At 39.7% G+C, this 26831-nt stretch carries 18 protein-coding genes; 7 read left to right on the plus strand and 11 right to left on the minus strand.

What is annotated here, in order from left to right:
* Positions 1-100: 100 nt before the first annotated feature.
* Positions 101-961, minus strand: a complete 861-nt coding sequence (locus tag J2W55_RS17750; protein ID WP_310098659.1) for an RES domain-containing protein — start codon at positions 959-961, stop codon at positions 101-103.
* 189 nt (positions 962-1150) lie between these two features.
* Between J2W55_RS17750 and J2W55_RS17755 the strand changes: the two genes are divergently transcribed.
* The gene (locus J2W55_RS17755) at positions 1151-2371 is read left to right on the plus strand and encodes a site-specific integrase (RefSeq protein ID WP_310098661.1); all 1221 of its coding nucleotides are present in this window, start codon (positions 1151-1153) and stop codon (positions 2369-2371) included.
* Between the two features lie 165 nt (positions 2372-2536).
* On the opposite strand, the gene J2W55_RS17760 is transcribed toward J2W55_RS17755, so the two are convergent.
* From J2W55_RS17760 to J2W55_RS17780, 5 genes are all read right to left on the minus strand, one after another.
* Complete coding sequence (locus J2W55_RS17760) at positions 2537-4324, minus strand: DUF4365 domain-containing protein (protein ID WP_310098663.1); 1788 nt, start codon at positions 4322-4324, stop codon at positions 2537-2539.
* Positions 4325-4348: 24 nt separating this feature from the next.
* On the minus strand, positions 4349-5053 hold the full coding sequence (locus J2W55_RS17765; protein WP_310098665.1) for a DUF2971 domain-containing protein: 705 nt from the start codon (positions 5051-5053) through the stop codon (positions 4349-4351).
* A 483-nt stretch (positions 5054-5536) separates the two neighbouring features.
* A complete protein-coding gene (locus J2W55_RS17770; RefSeq protein ID WP_310098667.1) occupies positions 5537-9043 on the minus strand; it encodes a caspase family protein in 3507 nt (1168 codons plus the stop codon).
* Complete coding sequence (locus tag J2W55_RS17775; RefSeq protein WP_310098669.1) at positions 9040-9462, minus strand: hypothetical protein; 423 nt, start codon at positions 9460-9462, stop codon at positions 9040-9042. The genes J2W55_RS17770 and J2W55_RS17775 overlap by 4 nt, the downstream gene beginning before the upstream one ends.
* 1 nt (position 9463) lies before the next feature.
* Positions 9464-10198: a hypothetical protein gene (locus J2W55_RS17780; RefSeq protein ID WP_310098671.1), complete on the minus strand. Its 735-nt coding sequence runs from the start codon at positions 10196-10198 to the stop codon at positions 9464-9466.
* Between the two features lie 585 nt (positions 10199-10783).
* Here J2W55_RS17780 and J2W55_RS17785 point away from each other — a divergent pair.
* Positions 10784-11011 (plus strand): VOC family protein, encoded by a 228-nt coding sequence (locus J2W55_RS17785; protein WP_310098673.1) that lies wholly within the window; start codon positions 10784-10786, stop codon positions 11009-11011.
* A 22-nt stretch (positions 11012-11033) separates the two neighbouring features.
* Here J2W55_RS17785 and J2W55_RS17790 read toward each other — a convergent pair whose 3' ends face one another.
* Both J2W55_RS17790 and J2W55_RS17795 read right to left on the minus strand, forming a co-directional pair.
* Positions 11034-12089: a glycoside hydrolase family protein gene (locus tag J2W55_RS17790; RefSeq protein ID WP_310098675.1), complete on the minus strand. Its 1056-nt coding sequence runs from the start codon at positions 12087-12089 to the stop codon at positions 11034-11036.
* 40 nt (positions 12090-12129) lie between these two features.
* A complete protein-coding gene (locus J2W55_RS17795; protein ID WP_310098676.1) occupies positions 12130-13575 on the minus strand; it encodes an arabinose isomerase in 1446 nt (481 codons plus the stop codon).
* Between the two features lie 355 nt (positions 13576-13930).
* Between J2W55_RS17795 and J2W55_RS17800 the strand changes: the two genes are divergently transcribed.
* Both J2W55_RS17800 and J2W55_RS17805 read left to right on the plus strand, forming a co-directional pair.
* Positions 13931-14815, plus strand: a complete 885-nt coding sequence (locus J2W55_RS17800; protein WP_310098678.1) for an AraC family transcriptional regulator — start codon at positions 13931-13933, stop codon at positions 14813-14815.
* A 127-nt stretch (positions 14816-14942) separates the two neighbouring features.
* Positions 14943-16436 carry a family 43 glycosylhydrolase gene (locus J2W55_RS17805; protein ID WP_310098680.1) on the plus strand — a complete coding sequence of 498 codons (1494 nt, stop codon included), beginning with the start codon at positions 14943-14945 and terminating at the stop codon, positions 16434-16436.
* An 84-nt stretch (positions 16437-16520) separates the two neighbouring features.
* Here the strand turns inward: J2W55_RS17805 and J2W55_RS17810 are convergent, their stop codons facing one another.
* Complete coding sequence (locus tag J2W55_RS17810; protein ID WP_310098682.1) at positions 16521-18065, minus strand: RagB/SusD family nutrient uptake outer membrane protein; 1545 nt, start codon at positions 18063-18065, stop codon at positions 16521-16523.
* Between the two features lie 26 nt (positions 18066-18091).
* Positions 18092-21187, minus strand: coding sequence for a SusC/RagA family TonB-linked outer membrane protein (locus tag J2W55_RS17815; protein WP_310098684.1), 3096 nt, complete (start codon positions 21185-21187; stop codon positions 18092-18094).
* 556 nt (positions 21188-21743) lie between these two features.
* Between J2W55_RS17815 and J2W55_RS17820 the strand changes: the two genes are divergently transcribed.
* From J2W55_RS17820 to J2W55_RS17830, 3 genes are read left to right on the plus strand one after another with little or no spacing between them, the layout of a single operon-like run.
* On the plus strand, positions 21744-22559 hold the full coding sequence (locus tag J2W55_RS17820) for a phytanoyl-CoA dioxygenase family protein (RefSeq protein WP_310098686.1): 816 nt from the start codon (positions 21744-21746) through the stop codon (positions 22557-22559).
* 52 nt (positions 22560-22611) lie between these two features.
* Positions 22612-25134 carry an alpha-L-rhamnosidase-related protein gene (locus J2W55_RS17825; RefSeq protein WP_310098688.1) on the plus strand — a complete coding sequence of 841 codons (2523 nt, stop codon included), beginning with the start codon at positions 22612-22614 and terminating at the stop codon, positions 25132-25134.
* Positions 25124-25942 carry an IolE/MocC family protein gene (locus J2W55_RS17830; RefSeq protein ID WP_310098690.1) on the plus strand — a complete coding sequence of 273 codons (819 nt, stop codon included), beginning with the start codon at positions 25124-25126 and terminating at the stop codon, positions 25940-25942. The genes J2W55_RS17825 and J2W55_RS17830 overlap by 11 nt, the downstream gene beginning before the upstream one ends.
* Here the strand turns inward: J2W55_RS17830 and J2W55_RS17835 are convergent.
* Complete coding sequence (locus tag J2W55_RS17835; RefSeq protein WP_091168994.1) at positions 25934-26824, minus strand: helix-turn-helix domain-containing protein; 891 nt, start codon at positions 26822-26824, stop codon at positions 25934-25936. The two genes, J2W55_RS17830 and J2W55_RS17835, sit on opposite strands and share 9 nt — an antisense overlap.
* Positions 26825-26831: the final 7 nt, after the last annotated feature.

Here is a 26831-nt window from a genome sequence, read left to right on the forward strand (position 1 = left end):
AACTTTATCAAAAAGAAAGGGAATATAACTTAACCGGTTGATAAGATAACTAAGCGCGACTTAACTAATGTGAGATTTCAGATCCATTCATGTATCGTTCTTACCATTGGATTTGATTTTGGTTTAAAACTATCTCGTTTGCCTGTACCTGCCCTACTTGTTGAAATGATTTTTTATTTTCTTCACTAATATATACCTTGAACTCATCCCGTAGCGCATCGAGCAGTTCAATATTATCGTTTCGAACAAAGCGATTATTGAATGCAAAGTTGACGCCTTTGCCGCCATAAGGAACGCTCGGATAAAAGATAGCATCTATCGCATCGGGATTAGGAATGGTCGACAAAGCCACATTACAATAGGCTGTTGTTATGATATAGGTTAAGAGATCTTTCTTTGCCGGCTTGCGGAACTTGGTGAAGAGGTAGCGATACATTAAGATAGTTGCTTCCCTCTCTTCTCCCTGCTGTTCGTTGATTAATTCATCGATCGCCGCCCCGTGGATCTTATCATATTCACTTATCCGGTTCTCGGGATCAGGTGTACTGATGACTAACGCAGAAAAAGGCTTTTTAACCAGCCATCGTCCAATGGTTACAAATAAATGTTCGTCGACAGCCTTCTCGTCCGCCCAGTAATTGGCGAGTTCCATATACGCGGTCGGTCGGTTGCTGGCCCCGTAAAAGCGCGATTGATAGGGCCGGTTACAACGAGCAAACTTTGTGATAGCATCATGAGGTGCCAGTGAAATATCTTTGATATCGTTAAAAAAGATGTCGTCAAAATGTGTTCTCGCCCGAAATACCTCCACTTTTTCAACAATATTATAGATAACTACCGGAAGTTTGGGAACGGTCATATAAGCAAGAAAAGCGCGCTCATAGGCCAATTCTTCCAACGGATCGATCGATTCCAGTAAATTGATCGCGTGCTGAACAGCTGCGATGGTCATTTCTCTCATGATAATTTAGGTTAAGCAGCTAATATAAGGCAATTGACGATAATGTCATATGTAGTCAACTGGATTGTTCAATTCGGCAAAAAGACAAAATCAATAATATCTCTTAATTAAGATTTAAGAAATGTAAATACCTGTTCTTTAAATTAAATATAACCTTTGACAGCTTTGCCGACATTTTAAAAAGAACTCATGTTAGAAAAAAGCTTCGGTTTGCTTTACTATTTAAAGCAAACCAAAAATCAAAAAAATGAAAACAGATATATTTATTTACGTATCACAGTAGACGGAGAGCGTCGGGAAATATCAACCAAAAGACAATGGATACCTGATCAATGGAACGCACAATTAGGCAGGACAACTGGTATCAGCGAAGAAGCGAAAGAATTGAATTCTTATTTAGATTTGATTTCTGTTAAGGTTTATCGGGCGAAATCCAAACTACTGGAAAGTAATAAACCATTAAGTGCCGACAACATTAAAGATGTATTGACTGGAAACAATGAAAAAAAGTATTTCATTGTAGAAGCCTTTGTGCGCCATAATAAGCAAATGAGAGCTTTGGTAGGCCGAGAGATTGCTCCCGCCACATTAACCCGCTACAGAACAGCCTGCGACCATGTACAAAACTTCATCAAATGGAAGTATAAAAAAGAAGACCTGGAGCTTAGGAGTTTAGATTACGAGTTTATCTCCCAATTTCTATTCTGGCTTAAAACGGAGAGGAATTGTGCAAATAACACTGCTGTCAAATACCTGGGGAATTTCAAAAAAATAGTCTTGGAGTGTCAACAAAAAGGGTTGCTAACAAAAGATCCGTTTTTGGGTTTTAGTACAAAAAGAGATGAGGTGGTACCGGTAGTCTTGACCGGGGATGAGTTGACCAGAATAAGGAATAAACAATTCGACACAAAAAGGCTAAACCATGTCCGGGACATATTTCTTTTTAGTTGCTATACCGGGTTAGCTTATAGTGATGTTTACAAACTTCGCATTACTGATATAACGATTGGTATAGATGGCGATAAATGGATCATCACGACCAGACAAAAAACTAAATCAAGCACAAGACTTCCATTACTTCCAAATGCACTGGCTATTCTTGATAAATACAACAATCATCCCAAATGCTTAACAACAAGCACCCTCCTACCCATCTTGACTAATCAGAAAATGAATTCATACTTAAAGGAGATTGCTGATGTGACTGGTATAAATAAAAAGCTAACTTTTCATACCGCAAGACATACTTTTGCCACTACTATCACACTTACTAATGGCGTACCAATGGAAACAGTGTCAAAGATGCTGGGGCATAAGTCACTAAAACAGACACAGCATTATGCCAAAGTCCTTGATGTAAAAATCAGCAAGGATATGAAAATATTAAAAAGGAAGTTGGAGAGGTTTTAAATTGATTATTACCCTTTGGTAATGATTCGTTAGCAAAAAAGGAAAGCGCAAGCATGCACTTTCCTTTTTTACTCTTAACTGATCCAAAGATCTAAAAAAACGGAGGTTACCTGATACCGCTTTGCCCTGAGCTATTGCCAAAAGCCGGCAAAATTACAGTAAAAATCATTCCGGGATTTCCAGCGGGAATAGTTTTTGAAGTGACCACTGCGGAGCTCGTTTGAATAGCCTGTTCCGCTCCTCCGTCACATCCTCGAACATGTATTGATCAATGTCCGCCCCTTTAGCTACCTCATAAATATTAGTCATCTTAGCAGCCACCCTGTCGAAAAAAAGTCGATGCTCCGTGTTACCCGCTAACAGGTCCGCATACCCCTTTCTTAGGGCATTCAACTCATAAGTATCGATCAGTTTCGCTAATTGAGCAGCGATAGCCGCCACCTTTTCCGCCTCACCCATAAAATCCAGCAACTGATATTTGAAACTCAGGCAGGCGTACAGATTTTCTATGCTCATCAACCTTTCATACGCTTCTTCCACTTTATCCATCACCACCAGGCCATTTTCCAGCCGCCTTCTGGCCGCCGCGCTGATGGGGCCTGACACCTTGAATGTTTCCGGGCTCCAGTTCTGAAAGGCATGAAAATGAAAAGCCTTTTTATAATCCCATTGCACCTGGTGCATCATCAAGTTATTAATGGCCGAAAAGTCCTGCGCCTTAAATGCAAATCCGGTCAGGTCTTTGTATTGTACCTGCAATTGCCTGTCAAAAACAGCCCAATCCCGGTTGATCGCCTCCCGCAACACATCTTGCTTTCTGCCCAGCGTAAGCATATAATTGTTCGTTAACTCATGCAATAACAGATCCCCTTCCATGCCCAGCAACTTGGAATAACCCATGATCCTGGTGATCGGGTTATGTTCTTCCTGGGCAATTAATTCCAAACAATGCTTGTAAAATTCCGAGATCATTTCTTCCGGCGTTCCCCCAGTAGCCATTAACTGGTGGTGACTATTATCCAGTTTGATAAAGCTTCCCGCATTGTCATCCGCGACGATTTTCGCCACTGCTGATCTTAAGGCATCTAGATCGATCATACCCAATAAGTAACGGGAATGCAGCAGGAAATAATCGACCAGGCCACGGTTGTCTGCCGTGATCATATCTTTTTCCGACTGTGCCTGTTTGAGTAATTCAATGGCCTTAAACAACTGACCCTTTTGGTAATAAGCCATACCGCAGATCATATTGAACCCGGCCGACGCTTTCGTTCTCGGATGCGTGCGCTGCTCTATCTCGATGATCCGGTCGAATTCACGCCGGTTCACCAGCACCCAACCCACCTGCTCGATGAACTCTATATTTTGCTCCACATTATAGACATCCTGCTCATCATCGATCACAAATCCCTTGATCCCGTCTTTCTGCCGAGACGAAAAATACAACTGCGGGCCTAACTTCTTCATGATCGTTCCGGCCTCAAAAGTTTGCCGGTAAACTTCATCGATCATTTCATCGGTAAGCAGTTGGGTGAAATTAACCGTATACGTTTTAGGCAACTGGTCAGGACTGTATTTCTGCAAGACACTACGGTACACATCTTCGGCCCGTTCAATGTAGATCCGGTCGGCGGTATGATCATAAAGTATATAAAAGGCCGGCATCCCGAAGTTTAACAGGTAGTTCAAATTGCTGATCTCTACCGGGAAGGAAAGCGAACCGTCCTTGCCCGGAGTAACCGAGGCTGTCGCCTTCAACTGAACCGCAAACCGAAAATTGGTATAATAACCATTTTGCTTGATCTCCACCGTAAGGTCAATCCCCTTATCGCGCAGGTTTTCATACCGCAACTCAAAAAGTTCCGGGCTAAACCGCAGCGCCAGTTTATTTTTGCAAATGGTTTCTAAGTTTTCCTGGGAACTGGATGCTGGAAGAGATGCGTTAAGGTTCATGAGGTTAAATTTAACAGAAAAATCTTAGTCCTTAGACGTCCACCATTTCCGGTCTTTTTTGGTTAATATCCAGCGCTCATAACAGTTGTGCTGGTAGATCATCACGTAAAGCCTGATGCCTTTCCCGCTGATCGCATCAAATATTTCGTCATGTTCCGCTTTAGGGATACCAAGTCCGATATGTACTGCTTTCAGCGCTGCTGCTACCGGGACAAATAAACGCTCTGCATGATTCAGGAACAATAAACGCTTCTCATCTTCTTTTTCCCAAAAATGTGATTTATTAAAAGTGACCTGACAGCTGAGCACCTCCAAAAAGTTTTGCAGGTTTTCTTCATGCGATAAACGTCCGTTCCATTCCACCCAGGCATCCCGGTTCTTTATTTTCTGTTCATAATTGACACTCTGCAGCTCAAATTTTGTTTCCGGAAAGTTGCTTTCTATAGAAGCTCTTAATATCTCTTCATCAAATTCCAAGCAAATACCCCTTTGCCGATCGGCGTAATGCGCCCACATCATTTCGTTATCCCAACCATGATGTTTTGCACCGGAGAAACAGATCACCCGAAAGCGGTCTTTGACCATCTGGCCAAATTTAAACTGGCAATCGATATGTGTTTCATTCGAGTAATAGTCCGGAAACAATTTATCATAAGGTAAATTCGTACTGCCAAAACCCCAAGGATGTGATTCGCGCGGATCGTTCATTAATGCGAGGCTGTTAGACATTAAAGTCCCGGATGGGAGAATGTAATTGAGAAAGGTATTCAGTCTCGTAAAATGATAGAGTGGCATATTAAGGTTGAAATAAGGGATATTTCAAAGTTACATCGATAAATCCTTACCTACATTAACAGATAAGGATTTATAAAGGTCAACCGTGCACCTATTCAGCCAAAAAGCGAACAAGGTAATGGAACGATATTTTTTGTTGACTTTATGCGTCATTCAAAGAGTTACGAAGAAAATATAAATTAGAAATTTAATAATCAATACGATAGAACTTAGGTTCTGGAATCTCCCTCTCCGCTGATTTTTATACCAAAAATGACTAAAAACCTGCAAATAAAATGATTGCTTTTTATTAAAACAGTGTAATAATGTGGTATATGGCCATTTTTATTCCATATATGAAGCAGCAACTCAAGCTAGCACGATATCATAATTTTAATAAGCTCATTTCTTCATTTAATTAAAAGCGATATACCAGTTTTATTTTTTCCTTCTCAGCAGATTAAAGGTCGCGGAAGGTTGGGAGAACATTAATATCTCTCCATTTATTGGATTAACTGTATCATCATTTTGCATAGATTCAACAATTTCCTCCATAGTAATAATTTCGTTATTAGCCAGAAGACTGGAAATTGAAGAATCAAATCGACGTAGCAGAAAGCTATTTTCTTTTTCCGATTGATAAGTAAAGCTATACGGCGCACTTGAAGCCAATATGTTAACTGACGCACTTCCTGTATTCTTGGACTGCATATTTGTCCTATTGGGTTTGACTGAAGAAACCTTACGCATACTTTCTATAGAACCTCCTGACTGGCAAGCATCAATCATAATCACTATTTTTTTTGTTTTCAAGAACCTGACAAAATCTACCAGAGTCGCAGTGTTTATTGTTGAGGCAATTATACTTTCCTTATTTTTTAGTTGAGCATCATACGGTAAAAAGTAAAAGAGTTCACTTTGAGACGGTATAACACCATGCCCGCAAAAATAGATCACCAAGGCATCGTCTTCTTTTAGTGTTTGAATTATCCTCCCCAAATAAGCCAAAATGTTAGTCCTTGTCGCCGCAGAATCAGCTAATGGTTTCCAATAAAAAACAGAATCGTAAACATTTCGGATGTTCATATCGTATTTCGCCAATATATTCTGAAACAGTCCGAGCGAGCGCGCTGTCCCGCTTAATTCCGGTAAATTGCTTCCCGACTTATACCTCCCTATACCAATGGAAGCATAATATAGGAATCTTTTTTTATGGGTTACCTCGCTAAGCGAATCAAGATTAAATCCGTCCCTATATGATGCTGTCTTTTTTTCTGGCACCACAGCATTGTCAGGGATTTTGATCATAAAATCACCATTGTTATTCACTCCAGTTTCAGCTCCTAAACCGGCCGCCGATATGTATTTTTTTAAATTGACCAAGGAGAAATCATCTAGTTTAGAAAAACATGCATAGTTTTTCCGGTCGCGCACTGTATAGTAAATCAATGATTTATTTTCCAAATCTCTCAATGAGGGAATTTTCAAATAATATCCTATATCGAAGGGAGGACTTTTTAAACTTCTTAAATACAACTGCGAGATCAAGTCGGGCTGAAAAAATTCGTTATAAGCGAAATCAAAATTAAAACAACCTCGAGTGGTAAAGTCAAACCAGGAAACTTTAGGCAAAAGGTTAAAAGAAATATCAAAATAGCCAATCGGCGAATAGTTGATCCAAGTGTTATCCTTAAATGTGAGTTGTGTAAAACTTACCCTCTTACTCTGCAAGTCATATACCTGAAAAAGACCATCTTCATTAATTACTGCTAAAAAATCATTTCCAATATCCATTATTTTATTGATAGGGTTGATCAGATCAAAGTCGTCTTCATTGGTGAATAATGAAGGGATGTTCATCACAAATTCCGTTTTCCCATCCTGGTCCCTTTTATATACACTATAGTTAGAATAATCTTCATCCAGTTTCACGAAATATAATTTAGAATTCTGTATTTTTTCAGATGGGAAAAATTTGCGATCAGCTTCAATTTGCGTAATCTTCGAAAGCTTATTGTAATCGAAAATAACCGCTCCTAAACTTGTTATCACCTTGAAAGTTCTCTTTTCTAAATCAATATCAACCCACCGAATCCAATCATTCGATAATTTATCACCCTTAGAAATTTGATCGAACTCGGTGATAGCAATTGTTTTTGATTCTTCAAGTGACCCAGGAATCGACACAGTGACCTGTTTTTCCAGAACAAATGAAAACACAACCTTGTTATTTCTAAGGTTAATTATCCGCATCCCATTAAGCGGTGATGGAATCTTTTTCGAGCCAAATTTTATTTTCCATTTTTGAGCTTGCGCTTTGTTAAGCATCGGCGCTTTTCCCAACACAAGAATAAGAGAATCGCTTAAAAGGTAACAGTCTTCACCTTTGGAATTAAAACTTGAATCGGCACTGGTTTTGTCAAAAATAGTGCTATACTTTTTATGATCAACGTCAAAACTAGCGAGTTTGCTCTTGAATTCCATGATCATGTTGTCATCAGAATTTCCCGAAAACATCCGTGTACATTCCTCAACATTATAAGAGAAATGATAGAACGATAAGTTATTTGATTTGAAAAAATAGGTAAACCGACCAAAGTTAACCGCCAAAAATTCACCGCTCGATGAAAAACTTACTCCTTTCACCCGCCAGAAAGATTTGTGCATTGCTAATATGGTATCAGGTAACTGAAAGCTTGCTGTATTGGAAGTTCTCAAATTCGTTACCTGAATTTTCAAGTCTTCAGTGATAGTTGCTAATAGACCAGTAGATGGATAATAATCCATTGCTTTAACTTTTGACACATTACTGCCTTGATACTTTTGATATTGTTTACTTTTGAGGTCATAGACAACGACCGCTGTCGTATCTATTGATGAAAAAAGCGATGAGGCTTTTTCCTGCACAAAAGTCAACTTTTCAGCATTAGGGACGAACCGCACGCTCTCATTCGCCTCTACAGAGTCTTTGAATTTATTAGTATTTAAATCATAAACATAAGTTGAAGTGGTCCACCATTGCTTCGTTCCGGTTCTTCTTTTTTTCCCATTGATAATGGTGTCTTTACGAGGTTGGATTTTGCTGTTGAAAATAGAATCACCATAGGTACGTGCATCTATCAACAATAAATTATTTTTAGCATTATTGTCGTAAATATGCCCTACCCTGAACCGCGTTTTTATGTTATAAGGTTTCTCTATTGTCGCAGATTCGGTGTTCACAATATTAACAAGATACTTTTTGATGAGTTGGGTGCTGTCATAGGTTAAAAAGGTACGACTATTTCTAAAAAAATAAACCTTCGCGTTGCGATCGAATCCTACATTTTGTAACAGTTCTCCCTTATTATTAACAATGGAAACTCCATTTTTTGAATTATAAAAATAAGAGAAAAGATAAAGATTTGTGCCAGGAATTGCCCTGAAACTATTTGGCATGTAGCCATAAAAACGAAATTTTGCCCGCGTAACTCTCCATGTTTTTAAATTGACAAAATCAATCAGGGTTCCCCTAAAAGATTTGTTTCGGCTACTGTAAAAAACGATAAGGTTATCTTTTGCTCGGTCGAAAGTCATATTAACCCATGAGACGCTCTCATCGTCTTGATTAAGTCTAAAAATTTCTTTTCCAATCGCTTGGTTTTGTATGATAATAGTATCGTCGGACTTGTGGGCAGTCATATAATCCCTTAACGGCAAAGTATGCTCAAACAATTCTAAAGGATGTTTATTATGAAAAATTTGTTTATAAGCCCCCATAAAATACCCATAATAATCTTTCTCTGTATTTATTAACATGGTATTGGTACTATCTTCAAAAAAATCAATTTCCTGAACATTGTTCATAATAGGTTCATTAAAAATAACTTTAGTAGTACCACTTTGAGCCGCTAACCGGAACGTCGTGAATGCCATAAATATTATCAGGCTTAATATCGCTTTCATGACTGGTTTTTTGTTATAAAAAAATACGACAAAATTCCTGTTATCAGGAACGAACTCGCTGAAGCAATTTTCTCCTGAAAGTCGATTACTCCTTTATAACTTGCAGGAGGTGATACTTGAGTGAGTATAAAGCAGCTTGTAATCAAAATGGCGTTCCATAAACAAACAAGCGTCAAGGACACCCATAAAATCTTTGAGCTAATTTTTTTTTCCTTATTTTCCAGATGTGTAAAAAAGGATCCAGTAAAAAGTATACTGATATGGATGGAATATATTTTGATAAAGCTAATCAGTATCTCGCCAAGTTCATCAGCATAAATTTTGCCTTGTAAAAAAGTAACATACGCCATGCCGATTTGCAATATAACTGCAGTCAAAAAAACAATAAATACGATCAAAATTGCTTTGTTAAATTTCATCTTACAGATGCTTAAAAAATGTCAAAAAGAAATCTTTAGCAGCTTTTTGAACTTCGCTCTCCGGATCCCTCCAGTTGTCAGAAAAAAGCCTTTTTTCTCTCGCCTTATAAGACACATGGCAATAAGTTTGTCCGTTAATTGTAAATGGCAATGATATAAATAGCGCAATCTGTCCGAGCAAATTTTGGGATTTGATTTTCAGGTCGGTATAAGCAGTGATTCTTGTTATCTGCCCACCTTGTTCTACAGTGTGTTTTCCGATGCCGAAATTCGCCTTTATCTGACCCATTAATTTTTGATCGAATTTTTTTAGGTCGGAAATCATTAGGTCGGCGTACTCATCTGGCATGTCCTTTAGGGTGGGAAAATCCATCAGACTTTCGACACCCTGAGCTACCGACTTATTTTCTATGGGAACTAATAGGGAATCCTTTCCATTCATTGATGAGCGCACAACAATAAATGGATTGTTTGAGAAAAAATTAATTTTTCTTCGGCCATTGATATAACCGTAATTTTCAATGTAAATGGTCTCTTTTGAACTAATATTAATATCAACCTCATTGAGATAAATAAGTGTGTCCTGCTCCCCAAACTTGATATGATTTTTTTTGCTGCTAAGACTCTGCACTTTTGATTGGAACTGTTGCAAGTTCTGAGCATAAATCCTTCCGCCACAAGAAAAAAGAATTAGTAAAAACAAGGAGAGTTTTGGGAGCTGATGAAGATTTGTCATAACGAACTATTATTATAGTCGAATCATTGATTCGACTTGGTGAAAGGTCATTTAAAAAGGACAAAATCGCTTAATTTTACTCTTAACGTGCTTAAAATTAAGCATTTATTTATTTTTTTTAATAAAATATTTGCTTTTTTTTCGGTTGGTATAAGACTTCCTGAATTCCCTTGTAAATCCTGCGTATTTTTCTTAACATTTCGCAAGAAAATAAGGCGCCGTTTAAGTTGACATCTGACCTTCACTTTCGATCAACATGATTAACAGAGAAATAAAAGGCAAAAAAAAGGCAAACTGCTTTTTTTAAGGAACTTGCCCATTACGGCACCTGAGGATGGATTCGAACCAGCGACTCTCGGATTAACGGTGAGATATTTTCCAAAATCTTCCTCTTGATACTTGGAGATGACGCAGAAATTGGATCTTTTTACATAAGATTTGAACCACTGAAACAATTGAACATCATTAAATCAATCAGACCATTCATTGGCGCTACAGATTTTGAGCTATCGAGAAGTTTTTATCGCGACCTTGGTTTTGAAGAAACAGTATTAGCCAATAACATGTCGGTTTTTAAGAACGGACATGTTGCCTTTTATTTACAGAAAGCTATGTAAAGGACTGGATAGGAATACAATGATATTTTTAGAGGTAGATGATGTTGACAGATACTGGGATGAACTTTCGGTATTAAATGTTACGGCTAAATATAATACTGCCCGGCTGACCTCCATCCGGGTAGAACATTCGGGAAAAGAATGTTTTCTGCACGATCCGTCGGGAATATTATGGCATTTTGGACAGTTTTTTTGAGAATCAAGCAGGTATTATCTTTTTATTGAATTTTTAACGGCAATTGAATCCAGGCCAATCCTATATCCCTGCCCATGTGGCTTGTACTGGTTCCTTCAACCCCATCATATAGCATTGCCAGCCTATTCCCTACTTTAATTACGGTGGGCATTCCTATGGCTCCTTTAGCCCATGTGCAATTCGATTTATCTAATACAATGGCTTTACTTTTCTTATTCCAATGGTAAATATCTTTTGTCCAGTATACCCATATGGCATCGGTGTATTCTCCATTTTCCTTTGTTATTCCGATATGGTTTGTAAATAAATACCATGTTTTAGTAGCCTGTTCAAAAAATACAGATGAATTTTCTACCTGCTCAGTGGGCGGGAATAATGGTTTTGGATCAATATTCCAGCTACCGTTTAAGTTTTTAGTTCTTGCCAGTCCAAGTGTTCTTTTAGTTCCGTTGGCATCTTCGGAAGCACCACTGAAGAACTGTAGAAACTCTCCATTTACCTTAACAATAAACCCAGGACTGGAAGTTACTGTATAAAAACCATTGGTTTTTTCAATAAAAGGAGTAACATCATATTGCTTAATCCATGGGCCTTCAATTGATTTAGCTTGTGCTTTCATAGTTAGATAAGGAAAAGCGGGTATCCTGTCCGGAGCGGGAGTTGTATGCGGAGTACCCAGGTAAAACATGTGCCATACACCATCACTTTTAATTACCCAGGGAGCGGATGCACTTTTTGAATCACTTTTTCCGAGATCTCCCAGGGCAAGAATAGGTCCTTTTTTATTCCAGTTTTTAAGATCATCGCTTTCGGCTAAACAAGCTCTCCAACCGTCTTTTCCGGCACCATCATAAAACAAGTAATATTTATTATCAACCTCGTTAACAATAGCTTCCCTCGCGCCAAATGTGTCACAACTGTCGGCTCCGTTTCCGTGCCTCAACACAACGCCTTCATCAGTGCATTGTAAACGTAATGATGCGGAAGGTCTTCCGTCTATATAGTGTTGAGCATATAGCTTCAATGAACCGAAACAACAGATAACTAATATCGCTAAAGTAATTTTTCTTTGCTTCATGTATATTTAATAAAGTTTTAACCAGTTAATTATAGCATTATCAGCATACTTTGATCGTTTGCAAACCCAAAAGATCACCAAGCTTTTTTATTTTAGAAGCAATATGCCCTTTCCCCACAGCGCAATGATGTGACGGGGATTGTGCATTCCAGGTTTCCACAAAATTTCTCGCTCCGATCGGGAACCTGTACCTGCTGTTTGTATTACCAATTTCAAGAATTGGCCCGGCAACTGATTCTGCTTCCGCCACCAGGAATATTATTTTGCCATCGGCTGTTTCCACTACCGAAAGCAAGGTAACCGGCCCGTGGCTAACAGACATTTCTACAGATAAACCTTTGCCCACTTTGCCGTGGTAAACGTGAAGCGGCTTAACCTTGATCTTTCCTTCGGCAATAGCCGGGTGGCACGGACCATCATGCCCCATGAGTACTACGTCATCTGTAAAGTCCATTGCATAATATTCAGTAAAAGAGCCGCCCGCGCCAAAGCACTCCATAATTTTCATAGCTTGCGCGTTTTTAACTTCATACTCGCCAGCTATGGGGATACCACGGGCTGTAAGCAGAGAGTTACCTACAATTACAGAGCTCATGGTATCTTCGTTAACTGCATTACCGGTTCCTTTATGGTAATAAGCCAATGAACCTAAATTATGCTTTTGAACAAGTTTATCCAAGGCTACTGCTGTTAAAGCGGCCCGTTCTATTTCAGCCACAGAACAATCATCCTGAACATCAAAGGAGTTGTAAATTTCATCAACTTTAAGTTTCACTTCATCAGCCGATACCGTAGTTCTCAATGCTGATAGTTCATCAACCTCTATAATTTCTATAAGACCGCCAAATGTTGCGCAGTGTAAAGTGAGATTTGAATATATATCCAACATACCCGAATAATAACTACCCATAAGTCCAAGCGTATTATAATACATCTGACCGGCTACTTTGGCAGCGCCTATCCACTCCCCCGCTTCATGCCAAACATGATCATCGCCATGCAGCATACCTGTTACCTGGTAAAACGGAATGTTGGAGCGTTTAAAAACGTTAGCTATTTCGGGCGCCGGACAGGCCGAACAATAAGCCAGCCACTCCCCCGTCATTGCGGTACGGTCTTTTAAATTATTAAAGGCAGTATAACCAATTGCTGCCTCGGGTGACAGGTTAAGTACAATTACAGGCACTTTAGCTTTTTTAACCACAGGCAACACTGTTGAAGATAAAGCGTAGGTGGTAACGTATAAAAATATAATATCCACTCCTTCGGTTCTGAAACGATCGCCCGCTTCAAACGCTTTTTGGGGTGTATCTACCAGGCCAAGGTTTACAACTACTGCACCGGAGGCTTTGAGCTTATCGGCTACTACATCGGTATACCCTGACAGTCTCTTTTCTAATCCCTCAAATTGTTCCCAGTAAACGTTTAAACCGATTCCAAAAAGCCCGACCTTAACCTCTGGGGCAATTATTGTTTTTGTTAACATGTTATTTACAGTATGGTATAAAAATCAGGCCGGTTGACCACCATATTAAACTATAAGGGCAAGGGCTTTTTATAAACTGGCTAATTGTTGATATCTCAAAGTTATCTTGCCAACCCCCTTTTTACAATGTATGTTTTGATATTTGATTTGTAGTTTTTGATTTAAACAGGCAACAGACCTGCTATAAACTATTTGATATTTTGTTTGTATTTTTTGGCATTAAGGTTTAACATGTATAATCTGCATATATTTTTACTTAAAAGTTTAATATTTTTATAGATTGTAAACCAAACATTCGTGGATTAATGCGCCAATAAGAATTTATACTAGGTAGTCGGATTTAATTTATATCTGAATGATCAATTACTATAAATACCTGCCGGTAAGTAAAGAAGATGAAAACTGGGGTTTATGTGTTTTAAATGCCGGTTGCACGCGTATTGGAGCATCTGGCTTGTATCCTTTTAAAAGCCATCCGGCCCACCATTATTTTAACTGGAACGCAGGCCGTGTTTTAAATGAATACCAGATCATATATATCACTAAAGGCAAAGGCGTTTTTGAGTCGGACAGTTGCAGCCAAACCGAAGTTAAAGCAGGTACCATCATTATTCTTTTCCCCGGCGAAAGACACCGCTATAAACCGAATGGCGAAACCGGATGGGACGAATATTGGATAGGCGTTAAAGGCGAGATCATGGACAATCTGGCTAAAAGGAGTTTTTTCAAGCCCGATAACCCTTGTTTATATATTGGGTTTAATGAAAATACATTTGACATTTTTAACTGCATCATCGAAAAAACGAAAATGGAAGGTCCAGGCTACCAGCCCCTCATATCCGGTGCCGCATTGCATTTGCTTGGCAGCTTCCATTCTATTATAAAACAAAACTCAGTCGAATCTGAAGACAAAGAAGTGATTATTAACAAGGCACGTCTATTGTTTAGGTCTAACATAGCCGAGGATTTTTCGCCAGAAATAGCTGCCGAGCAATTGCAGGTTGGTTATTCCTGGTTTCGTAAAGTGTTTAAAACCCACACAGGCCTTTCACCTGGTCAGTATTATATTCAATTAAAAATTGAGCGCGCCAAAAGTTTGCTTAATGACCCAGGCATACCCATTAAACAGATTTCAAGTGATCTTCGGTTTGATTCTTACTTTTACTTTTCAAAGCTTTTTAAAAAAAGAACCGGCTTAACCCCTTCAGAATATAGGAAACGAACCCGGGGCGCTTTGTAACACCTGCCATAAACAACAAATAAATTATCAAATAATGTAAGTATAATCTGGTTCCATTAAAATAATTTTGGAAAGCTGCAGCTCTATGCTGTGCAACATATAAGCCTCCAAATAAAATTTAAGACCAATGAAAACAACCATTATCACCACCATTCTAAGTGCTCTGCTATCTACACAAATTACCTTCGCACAAACCATAAAAAATTTTAGCAGCAATGGGAAACAGCTAACCAGGTTTGATAACCTTGGCAATGCTATTGACGCGCATGATGGTGAAATAGCATTATTTAACGGTGTGTATTATCTGTATGGCACCAGTTATGATTGTGGCTTTGAATGGGGCAATAAGTCGGCCCCATTTTGTGGCTTTAAAGTATATTCATCTAAGGATCTTACCCATTGGACTGATAAGGGCTTCTTATTTAACGCTAAAACACCAGTATGGCAAACCCGATGCGATGGCAAAACTTATGGCTGCTTTCGTCCTCATGTTATTTACAATCAGAAAACCCGACTGTATGTACTTTGGATAAATGTGTATGACAACCGGGTTGGCTATCGCGTTTTCACGAGCAAAAAGCCTACAGGCCCTTTCACCGAAGTTAAAGAGCCTACCCTTGCAGTAAATAGTGAAATGCCCGTTGCCGGCTTAAACAATGGCGACCATGATACCTTTGTTGATGATGACGGAACCGCTTATCTTGCTTATACTGACTGGCGTACAAAAGGCAGCATCGTGATTGAAAAGTTAAGTGCCGATTATCTTACAGGTACGGGTCAGCATGTTAAATCAGTTACCGATGGCAAAACAGAAGCGCCAGCTTTGTTTAAACGAAAGGGTATTTATTACGTGGTTTACTCCGATCCTAACTGTGGGTATTGCTCGGGCACAGGCGCGTCTTATCGTACGGCCAAATCACCTTTGGGGCCGTGGTCTGAGGGTAAAAAGATCAGCGACAATTCCTGCAGTGGGCAACCCTCTTTTGTATCAACCTTTAAATTAAATTCAGAAACAGTTTTCCTCTTTGGCAGCGACTTATGGAACAACGCAGCCAAAAATGAGGCTCAAGCCAATTTTTACTGGGCTCCGCTTACTTTTGCTGCTGATGGATCTATCAATCCACTAATCTGCGGTGAAACTAATGTCCTTTCAAATTACAGTGCTGGCAAATCAACTCGGGTTAATGATGATTTTACTACGGCATGTGATATCAATAAAACCAGGCAATGGGCGCAATCATTTACCGCCGACCGCAACGGTACTTTATACCAGCTTGATTTTACCACATTTAAAAGCGGCTATCCGAATGCGGACCTTATAATAGAGTTATACAATACCGATAATGAATCAAATCCCACAGGTCCTGCAATTGCGGCTATAAGTCTAAAACAGGATACACTATCGTGGGCGCCTAAAAATTATACGATTAAATTTAAAGCGGCTGTTATTAAAGGAAATCATTACCTCGCGGTTATCAAATCAACCACTACAACCGGTTGTTATGGTTTTGAATATAAAGAGTCTCAGGCTGGCGATTCTGCGGCAATGAGTAATGATGGAAGTGGCCAGTTTACCCAGGAAAAACAAAAGGCGATCAAACTAAAAGTTTACATTAAATAATTTTCTGATTTCATTTTCAGATATTACTAAAAAGCAGGTAAACTATGGCTTACCTGCTTTTTTGTTTAGTAGCTTTCAGATAACTTAATAACCTGGGTTTTGGGTCAGTTTATTATTTATTTGCAGCTCGCGGAAAGGGATAGCATAAATGAGTCTGTTTTGGGTAACGTTAAAGGTAGATGGCAATAGAAATCCGTACAATTTTTTCATCGTTACGCCTTTAGCGTTAAGGACATCAATTGCCATGTTATTGCGGATAAGGTCTGTCCATCTGTGGTTCTCAAATGCCAGTTCATGACGCATCTCGTCGGATACATTTTGCTTAGTGGCCTGTGCCAGATCTGGCAACCCCGCTCTTTTTCTAACTCGATTAAGATATTGCAATGCGTCGCCATTTTTACCTTCATCTACCAAGCATTCGGCTAAAAGCAACAATGCGCCCGAATAGCGAAATACCGGCCAGTTATCATCTGTATTATATTCAACCTGGTACGGTGGGTGCAGATACTTTTTAATAAAGTAGTAATAACCTAAACCGGGAGTAGGTTTATAGCCTACCGGACTTTTAACCGCCGTAGTGGTTAATACCTCATTAGCAACCGTTCCTTCGGCTACTGCAATAGAGGCCGGCAACCGCAAGTCCCCCTGCTCATAGGAGTCAACCATTTCCTGGGTCGGAACGTTCCAGCCGCCGCTGGTTAAGCCCCCCCGTGCATTAGTACCCCGTAAACCCAGTATTACCTCAGAGTTGGTTGTTTTTGGGATAAACCTCCAAATAAAGTCACTTTGTTGTCCATCGTTACCTATTTTATATTGTACTTCAAATATCGATTCCTGGTTATTTTTCTTCGTCGGGTCAAATACACTGGCATAATCAGGCAAAAGTGTGTAATTCATTTTAGTAATATCCAGCAAGGCGGTTTCTGCTTTCCCATACTCCTTTGTCGGTTTTGACATATAGGTGTAAGCGAGTAGCATTTTGGCCGCGCCCTGTGTTGCCCTACCCGATTGCGGGAAGGTTTTTACAACAGGCAAAAGTGGTATAGCAGCAGTAAGGTCTTTCACTATCTGGTTATAAACATCATCCACCGAATTTCTGGGTAAAAAAGCGCCGTCTATATTGGTAACTTCTTCCAGTTGCAATGGTACGCCACCATAATGCTGAACCAGATCATAATAGTAAAACGCTCTTAAAAATAGAGCTTCGCCAGATATTTGGTCTTTATCTGCTTGTCCAAGGTTTGATTTGGCCAGGCGCGACAGCACTATGTTTACAGATGAAATGCCCGAATAATCATTACCGTATCGGTTACCGGGTGTATTTGGTTCCTGGCTGGATATGTTGTTGTCAATAAATTCGGCCATTGCCTCGGCACTGGTTGAGGTACCCCTATCTGCAGAGTAAATGGTAAAAAAAGCGTTGTCAGATCGCATTTCATCCATATAAATACCCATAAAGGCAACACCACGAAGGTTCGTGTAGGCTCCGGTTAGTGCCTGGTTAAACTCAGCCGCGTTTTTAAAAAACGACGACGAACTTAGTGAGGTTTGCGGAACAAGGTTGAGTGTATCCTTCTTGCAGGAAACCATGCCCAGCGTCATTAATAATATATATGATAACTTTTTCATTTTTGTATTGCTTAATAGATATTACATTAAAAACCCGCATTTATACCCACTGATAATACCCGGGGAATAGGATAACCGGTAAAATCGCGGCCCTGGTTTAGCCCGTTTAAGCCTGCAAGTCCGGCCTCGGGGTTAAGCCCTGGATATTTAGAGAAAATGAACGCATTTTGCGCGCTCAGATAAGCTCTGAAACTTCTGAAATATTTGGTCTTTTTAATCGGTAAGGTATAGCCCAGTGTAATGTTTTTAACGGCAAGATAAGTTGCCTTAAATACCTGCCTGCTGGTAAAGTTTCTGAAATCTGCGGTGGTTCCGCTTCTTGTTCTAGGATATATACCATCACCCGGGTCTTCTTCGGAGCGCCAGCGATTGGCCACGCCTTTTCTTACATTGAATACACCATCAAGATTTTCTGTCGACTGAAATGAATCATCAGCAATGTCATTTCCTACAGAACCTGCCATTACTATACTTAGATCAAGGTTTTTGTAAGAGAAACTGTTGGTGATACCGTAAACAAACGTTGGGTTAGGATTGCCAATGTAGGTTCTGTCATAACTATCAATTTTACCATCAGGAACACCCGCCGGTCCGCTAACGTCTTTAAAACGCGCTGTACCAACCATGGCTGTAGCATTATGAGGCTGTGTATCAAACTCCTGTTGCGTCATGTAAACACCGTTATTGATATAACCATAAAATAAACCTATTGGATGACCAACAGCCGTCCTGTTATCATCCCAGTATTCACTATAGCCACCTATAGGGGCATCATTGGTACCCAATTTTTTAACAAGGTTCCTGTCAAATGAAATATTGAAATTAGTATTCCATTTAAACGCCCCTACAAGGTTTTTTGATCCAATGGTAAATTCATGTCCCCAGAAATCAAACCTGCCCACATTGGATGTGATGGTTGTAAACCCTGATTGAACGGGGATGTCTATCCCATATAACAGACCATCGGTTTTTTTCCAGTAATAATCATAGGTAAATGACAACCTGCTGTTAAACATTTCAAGATCTAAACCTAAGTCATAGCTGGTGGTGGTTTCCCAGGTTAAATCGTTATTGCCTATGCCGCTAAGCGTTTTTCCCGGCGTAACCTGATTACTGAAAACATAATTGCTTGTATTGACCGAAGCCAGGTAGGTGTAGTCGCCAATATTATTGTTACCAACCTTACCGTAACTGGCCCTTAGTTTTAAAAAGTTTATAGGCTTTACATTCTTCAAAAATGCTTCGTCAGAGGCAACCCATCCTAATGATACCGAAGGGAAATTACCGTATTTGTTATTAGCCCCAAATTTTGAAGAGCCGTCTCGCCTGAAAGCAAAGGAAACAAGATATTTACTGTCGTAATTGTAGTTAAAACGACCGATATACGACAATAACGACCATTGTCCGAAGTTATTGGGATCAATATTCCCTATACGGGTTGTTGCCGCGTTAATCCACTGAATGTTATCATCAGGGAATTGACTTGCATCAATGTAACTGTTCTCGCTCGAATATCGCTGATAGGTGTAACCAGCCAACACATCAAAATTATGTTTGCCTGCTAAAGTTTTTTGATAGTTCAGCGTATTTTCACTTAGCCAGGTAGTAAAGCTGCTGCTGCCATAACGCCCCGTAGCCGGTTGCGGCGGCGCGCTGCCTAATCCTCCTTGTGCCGTAGATGGTGTAAATTGCCGGTTAGTAGTATTGTCGGTGTTTACATTTATGGTTGTCTTAAACTTTAAACCATCAACAATTTTCAATTCGGCAAACCCGTTGGCAATAACCCTTGTTGCTTTGGTTTTGTTAACTATTTGTGTTAACACCAGGTAATAGTTGGGGTTTGGGAACATACCAGGTTGTGAAAACGACAACGGATAGGAACCATCGGGGTTTTTATAGTTTAGTGTAGGATCCATTAAAAAGGCATTTTCTATGATATTACGTCCGTTATCCAAACCAGGCACCACCTGGTTATTACCATAGGATACCTCCAAATTAACTCCGAGTGTTAATCTGTCAGATGCTGTGTAAATATTATTAGTCCTGGCAGTAAAGCGTTCATCATACGAATTGAGCATTACGCCTTCCTGCTTGTTATAGTTCAAGTTGACAACCGATTTCAGATCTGTTGTGCCCGAGGCAAAAGCCAGGTTATAATTTTGAGTAACTGCATTGCGTAATAAAATATCAAACCAGTTTGTACCAGGTTTACCGGCGTACTGAGCAGGGTTTTGATAAACCGTAGGTACTCCTCCAGTGTAGCCTTCGTATCTGGCGGCATCCTCATAATACTCCTTTTTATACTGTGCAAATTCCTGGGGGTTCATAAGGTCGGGCTTGCCCCTGTCCGGGACAGACTGTACACCTGTATAAGCGCTAAAGTCCAGGCTTTTCTGACCAGTTTTAGCTTGCTTCGTAGTTACCAATATCACACCATTGGCTGCACGTGAACCATACAGCGAAGAAGCCGATGCATCCTTTAATACCGAAATAGTTTCAATTTCATCAGGACTTAGGGTTTGAAGGCCGCTTTCGGATGGAAAACCATCAATAACAACCAGTGGGTTATTGCCCGCGTTAATAGATGCCGCACCACGGATGCGGAACGTCATTTCTGCACCCGGGGTTCCTGAATTTTGATTGATCTGCACACCGGCGAGCTTACCTTGTAATTTTTGCCCAATATTAGGTACCGGCATATCTTTAACCTCGGTAGCTTTTAGCTGACTTATGGCGCCGGTTACTTCACGCTTATTTTGCGTACCGTAGCTCACAACCACTACTTCTTTTAAATTTTGTGATATAGAAGCTAACCGCACATTAATCATATCGGAGTTTTGTACCGTAACCTGTTGCTCTTTATAACCTATATACCTGAATATTAACACGCTGCCAACCGGTGCACTAATTTTAAACCTACCATTGAGATCTGTTTGGGTGCCTGTTGTTGTACCTTTTAATGAAACAGAAACACCTACGACCGGCTCGGAACTTACCGAATCTTTTACAGTGCCGGTAACTGCAACCTGGCCCTGCGACCGTAAAGGAAGGTACATGAGTAGCGCCAACATGAGTAGCGCACTGTACTTCCACGGTTTAAAAAGTAAAAGTTTTTTTTTCATGAGATTTAATTAATTGGTTATTGTTTGGTTAATTTTTTTGGCATAGCAAAGCCAGGCCATGTATTGATGGCATTTTTTTTTATTGGCTTTCAGAATTTTGGATTTTTTGGGTTGCTCAGTATCATAGCAAACCAGATCACTCAATGTTAGATTTCCGGATTATAAAAAGATTCAGAACAATCTTCTTTACCTGTTAAGGAGGACTACCTGAGAACCAAAAATGACTTACCGATGCAGTAATGCTTTGTTTCATAATCAGTTTTATTAGTAATTTATTCGTATCGCGGCTGGTTAAATGGTTCGGCCGGGTGAATTGTTATATAATTGTTACTTCAAAATTATTCGATAGTTTAAATTTTTAAATACATTATTTGGACATTAATTTGTACTTTTTGATAATTATGCAATAAGTAGTTTTTTATAAGATCGTTATAAGATCACTATCAGTTACCTAAAAACAGATATATCAAAAAGTACAAAAAAAAGCCCTTCATGTAATAACTGCTGAAATAGCTTTCATTATAATTTTGAATTCATAAACCAATTTTAGAACTAAATGAAAAATGAGCTATCGCCGCAGGATATTGCGCAATACCGCCATAATGGCTTTTTAGTAATAGAAGATTTCCTTTCACCAGATGAGCTTGATTTTTGGCGAACAGCCCTTGATGAGGCAGTTGCAAACCGAAACGGCAACAAAATGCCCGACCGTAAAGAAGTTTATGGCAAAGGGGATGATGCCGACAAGTCATATTATGACAATGTTTTTGATCAGTTAATTAACCTTTGGCAGGATAATGATAAAATTAAACAGATTATGGTCGACGAACGGTTGGGCAAAATGGCAGCCCAATTATCGGGCGCTGACGGTATAAGGATATGGCATGACCAGGCACTCATTAAAAAACCATGGGCCAACCCTACATCATGGCACCTGGATACCCCCTATTGGTCGTTTAGCGACCGCCGGGCATTATCTATCTGGGTGGCGCTTGATGACGCAACGTATGAAAACGGCTGCCTCTTCTTCATACCCGGCTCCTATCTGCAAACAACTTTTGAGAACCCGGGCATTGGGAAAAACATGGGTGCCATTTTCACAACATATCCCGAATTTAAAACAACTAAAGCTGTGGCTGCACCAATGAAGGCTGGCAGTTGTTCGTTTCACAACGGGCTTACCATACATGGAGCCCATGCAAATATGACACCAGGTTACAGACGAGCCATGACCTGCGCCTATATGCCTGATGGAAGTACTTTTAACGGCATTCAAAATATTTTAAATGATGACGTTTTTACCAGTTTAAAAATAAGTGATGCATTAAACAACAATGACCAAAACCCCTTAATTTACCACAAGAACCAATAAACCCTTAACTTTATCTTTTACGATTCCTTATCTCCCATTAAATAACCAACCTATGTTTATCAAAAGAGTATATATTAAGCTGATATTTTTTTTAGCGATGCTGGAGCCATTAACCGGATCTGCAAAATCAACTCACAAAATAATAACCGACGAGCCTAAAACAATTACGATAAGTACACCAAAGCTTAGCATGGTGCTTAATTATAATAACAAAGCGAGCGTCACATCGCTGGTAATTAACGGCAAAAAGGTGATTAGCAGTGCAGATGGTATCTATACTTCAATAAAAGCAGGTGGTATAACTTATTCTTCATTGCATTTAAAAAGTAATCCAGTGCTAATAAAAACCGCTGATAGTTACAAGATTGACGGTATCAGTTACGGCGATAAGGATTTAACTATTAATGAGAGCTGGACTTTTATAAAAAAAGACAAATCCATAAAATGGCTTATTGAAAGAAAGCTCTCAAAACAGGTTAAGGTAGATGAAGCGGCCATGCCCGTTTTTAATTTTGACGACATCAATACCTGGAACGGGGCGTATCAGGGTTACGGTGGCTTGGCCTGGTTTTATTTATTTAATGAGCCACTATGCACTTACGGTGTTCACACCCGGTCATCCAGCTTTTGGAACAGCAAAAATGGTATAGGGTTAAATATTACGGTTGATGCTCCGGGCAAAGAGGTGGTCATGAAATATACCCGTACAAATGAAAACAAACTGGCTTATACAGTTACTGTTTCCAACCAGGAAATGCTACCACGCACAGACAGTGGCACCAACAGGCGCCGTTTTATACGGAAAGCCACTGATGTATGGTCTGCTTTTAATATACCAGCCGGTAAAAGTTCGCAAAGTTTAATATTTAGCTATTTTGAATATAACGAAAAATACGGACGCGGTAAACTGCAAGGTATAAACGGAGACCAGGTAAATGCTGTGCTAAGTACAATTGCCCGAATTGGCGTAATTGATTCGCTGCATTTTGGCGGCAACAGCTGGCATACCCCTTACGGACCTGTGTGCTTGCACGAACAGTATATTGCTCAACTTGGCTTAGGCATCAATGACCCTAATTATTTGAAAGGTTATAAGAGCTGTCTTGATTTTTATCGTGACCATGCGATAAAACCCGACGGGCGGGTGTACCCGCGATGGGCTTATACCAATGAGGATGCCATGCCTGGGCAATTTAATAAATATGGTTTTTACGAAGCACAATGGGGAATACTCATGGATTCGAACCCCGATTTCGTAACCAACGTTGCTGAGCTTTATGATATGACTGGGGATAAAGCGTGGGTAAAAACCCATCAACTATCATGCGAGAAAGCTTTAGACTGGATACTTAAAAGAGATAGCAATAACAACGGCCTTGTTGAAATGATGACAGATAACCAGGGCCAAAAACAAAGCAGCGATTGGATAGACATTATCTGGGCATCGTATGAAAATGCCTTTGTCAACGCCAATCTTTATCACGCGCTCGTAAAATGGGCTGATATTGAAAACCAGCTAAATAATCACACTAAAGCACAGTACTATGAAAACTTTGCCGCCCAATTAAAAACAAGCTTTAACAAATCAACCAGCCAGGGTGGTTTCTGGGACGACGAAAACAAATGTTATATTCACTGGCGAGACAAAGATCAAACCATTCATGGCCGCAACATGGTTACACCGGTTAATTTCATGGCCATTGCCTATGATATTTGCGATGATGATAGCCGGAAAAAATTGATCCTTGATAATATTGAGAATCAAATGCAAAAGGAAAATCTTTTCTTTTGGCCGCTTGCTATGACATCATATGCTCCCGGCGAAGGTAAGGAATGGCAATGGCCTTTCCCCGGATATGAAAATGGCGATTTGTTTTTGTCATGGGGAGCCGTTGGGGTTAAAGCCTATGCAAGTTATAACCCGGCATTGGCAGTTAAGTATGTGAAAAACGTGCTGGATCGGTATAGTAAAGATGGCCTCGCATTTCAACGATATGGCCGCCTGAAACAGGATGGCCTGGGCGATGATATTTTGTCTGGCAACAGCCTTTCTATAGTAGGGTTATATCAGGCTATCTACGGCGTAAATCCATTGTATAATCGCTTTTATCTCGACCCGCATATTACACCGGAACTTGAAGGTACTGCACTGAAATATAATTTCAGGGGTCAGCGCCTAACTATTAACCTTGATAATGATAGCTACGCGGTATCAAATCAGCGGTTTAAGGTTATTTGTAATAAAAACTTTGGCTTTAACACCACTAAAAATCAACTGAGTTACTTTAATGGCGACAATCCCGTAGCTTCTTTACAAATCACAACAGACAAGCCATTAACCATCAACATAGGACAATGGAGCAGTGATAAAATGGAATGGCAGCAAACAGCAACCAAACCGTCGGCAAAAACGCTCACTTATCTTATTAAGCAATTGAAACCGAATGCAAATTATATAGTTTCTATTAATGGAAAGGCGGTTCAAAAGGTAAAGAGTGATGATAAAGGCGATATTTCAATGACCCATCGCATTAGCGGAGCTTCAGAAAAGATGAGCATCGGCTATGGAAATTAAGATACTTAGTCCGCTATGGGGACATGAGCACCTGGAGTTGAAGGCATTTCTGGATAAGATAAAAACAGCCGGATATGATGGAATAGATACCTGGGTACCGGATAACCTGAATGATAAGCGCGTTCTGTTTGATTACCTGCAACAGCACGAAATGTATATGGTAAGCCATCAGCACAGCGCGGAGGGCAGCACCTTTAAAAAATTCAAAGAATCGTTCGTTAAAAACCTCTATCAATGCGCAGAGCCAGATCCACTGCTGATTAACTCCCATACCGGTCGGGATTACTTTTCATTACAGCAAAACCTGGAACTTGTAGATACAGCAAAAGAATTTTCAGAAAAAACAGGTATCACCGTAGTGCACGAAACGCACCGTGGGCGGTTGGGATATTCTCCGCAAATGATCAGTACAATATTTGACCTGCGTAATGATTTTAATATAACAGCAGATTTTTCGCACTGGGTATGCGTTACAGAAAGTATGCTGGAAAACTTTGCAACCATTGTTGATGAAGGTATTAAACGAAGCCGCCATATTCATGCTCGCGTTGGTTTTGAACAAGGGCCGCAGGTTGCAGATCCCCGGGCGCCGGAATGGAGGTATGCATTAGATAAGTTTCTTGGCTGGTGGGATAAAATTGTAGCTACCAACAAACAAGTTAATACTAAGATATTACCTGTTACTACAGAGTTTGGCCCTGTGCCATACATGCCTGCCATTCCTTTTACCGGCAAGCCAGTAGTAGATCAGTTCACGATCAATAACTTTATGAAAGATTTATTAAATGACAGGTATAGTTTAAAATGATTGATCGATGTTTTTTCGAAAGGCATTTGGAGAAACGCCATTTTTCTTTTTAAACAATTTTGAAAAATAAAAAACAGATTCAAACCCGGTTTGATAGGCTATCTCGTTGATATTTAAAACTGTAGATGTAAGCAGATCTTTAGCCCTTGAAAGCCGTAAATTTAAATGGTATTGATTGGGCGATTCACCGGTAATTTGTTTAAAAGCCTTACGAAAAGAAGAATACCCCATAGGCAGCTCCATGGCCAGTTTTTCCATATCCAGGGCATCTTCAAATGATTCCTGGATAATAAATTTTGCCTTTGATATTAATTTCCCGACCGGGTCATTATTATATTCCTGATGATGATGGGCTACATTATTGATGAGTCCTAAAATTTGCATGGTAATACCGGCAATATACTGAGGATAACCGGTTAAAGAAGCCTGAACAGCTTCAATTAAGTTACGGAACATGATCAGTATATCTTTATTTAAGTCTAAAAAAACAAAGGGGGTTTGCTTGTCAAAAAAACCATTGGCCATTAATTGCTCTATATAAAAGCCATTAAACCCAACCCAATATTCTTCCCAGCCCGATTTAGGGTCGGGTTTATACCGGTGCCATACCTCTGGATACAGGAAAAAACATGTACCAGCAGTTACATCAGTTGGTTCGGTTAACGCCGAACCATAGACGCCCTTACCTTTTGAAATAAAAACAATATAATAATCATTTAATATACGCCCCCTGTTCCAGGTTAAATGATGACTTTGCGGGTGTATTTGGTTAGGATAATTATCATTAGGTTCAACTTTTGAATAACCCACAGCCGTAACAAACATACCCCAACGCTCCTCAATAGGCGTAATGTTTAAATATTTAAAGTAATTATGTAACATTCGTGTT

Origin of the sequence: Mucilaginibacter pocheonensis, from assembly GCF_031456535.1 — a bacterium.
In the GTDB taxonomy this organism is placed as follows: Bacteria; Bacteroidota; Bacteroidia; order Sphingobacteriales; family Sphingobacteriaceae; genus Mucilaginibacter; species Mucilaginibacter pocheonensis.

Excerpts from the sequence above, each read along its gene's own strand:
- J2W55_RS17750 (WP_310098659.1), bottom strand. The coding sequence starts at position 961 with ATGAGAGAAATGACCATCGCAGCTGTTCAGCACGCGATCAATTTACTG.
- J2W55_RS17755 (WP_310098661.1), top strand. The coding sequence starts at position 1,151 with ATGTTAGAAAAAAGCTTCGGTTTGCTTTACTATTTAAAGCAAACCAAA.
- J2W55_RS17760 (WP_310098663.1), bottom strand. The coding sequence starts at position 4,324 with ATGAACCTTAACGCATCTCTTCCAGCATCCAGTTCCCAGGAAAACTTA.
- J2W55_RS17765 (WP_310098665.1), bottom strand. The coding sequence starts at position 5,053 with ATGTCTAACAGCCTCGCATTAATGAACGATCCGCGCGAATCACATCCT.
- J2W55_RS17770 (WP_310098667.1), bottom strand. The coding sequence starts at position 9,043 with ATGAAAGCGATATTAAGCCTGATAATATTTATGGCATTCACGACGTTC.
- J2W55_RS17775 (WP_310098669.1), bottom strand. The coding sequence starts at position 9,462 with ATGAAATTTAACAAAGCAATTTTGATCGTATTTATTGTTTTTTTGACT.
- J2W55_RS17780 (WP_310098671.1), bottom strand. The coding sequence starts at position 10,198 with ATGACAAATCTTCATCAGCTCCCAAAACTCTCCTTGTTTTTACTAATT.
- J2W55_RS17785 (WP_310098673.1), top strand. The coding sequence starts at position 10,784 with ATGTTGCCTTTTATTTACAGAAAGCTATGTAAAGGACTGGATAGGAAT.
- J2W55_RS17790 (WP_310098675.1), bottom strand. The coding sequence starts at position 12,089 with ATGAAGCAAAGAAAAATTACTTTAGCGATATTAGTTATCTGTTGTTTC.
- J2W55_RS17795 (WP_310098676.1), bottom strand. The coding sequence starts at position 13,575 with ATGTTAACAAAAACAATAATTGCCCCAGAGGTTAAGGTCGGGCTTTTT.
- J2W55_RS17800 (WP_310098678.1), top strand. The coding sequence starts at position 13,931 with ATGATCAATTACTATAAATACCTGCCGGTAAGTAAAGAAGATGAAAAC.
- J2W55_RS17805 (WP_310098680.1), top strand. The coding sequence starts at position 14,943 with ATGAAAACAACCATTATCACCACCATTCTAAGTGCTCTGCTATCTACA.
- J2W55_RS17810 (WP_310098682.1), bottom strand. The coding sequence starts at position 18,065 with ATGAAAAAGTTATCATATATATTATTAATGACGCTGGGCATGGTTTCC.
- J2W55_RS17815 (WP_310098684.1), bottom strand. The coding sequence starts at position 21,187 with ATGAAAAAAAAACTTTTACTTTTTAAACCGTGGAAGTACAGTGCGCTA.
- J2W55_RS17820 (WP_310098686.1), top strand. The coding sequence starts at position 21,744 with ATGAAAAATGAGCTATCGCCGCAGGATATTGCGCAATACCGCCATAAT.
- J2W55_RS17825 (WP_310098688.1), top strand. The coding sequence starts at position 22,612 with ATGTTTATCAAAAGAGTATATATTAAGCTGATATTTTTTTTAGCGATG.
- J2W55_RS17830 (WP_310098690.1), top strand. The coding sequence starts at position 25,124 with ATGGAAATTAAGATACTTAGTCCGCTATGGGGACATGAGCACCTGGAG.
- J2W55_RS17835 (WP_091168994.1), bottom strand. The coding sequence starts at position 26,824 with ATGTTACATAATTACTTTAAATATTTAAACATTACGCCTATTGAGGAG.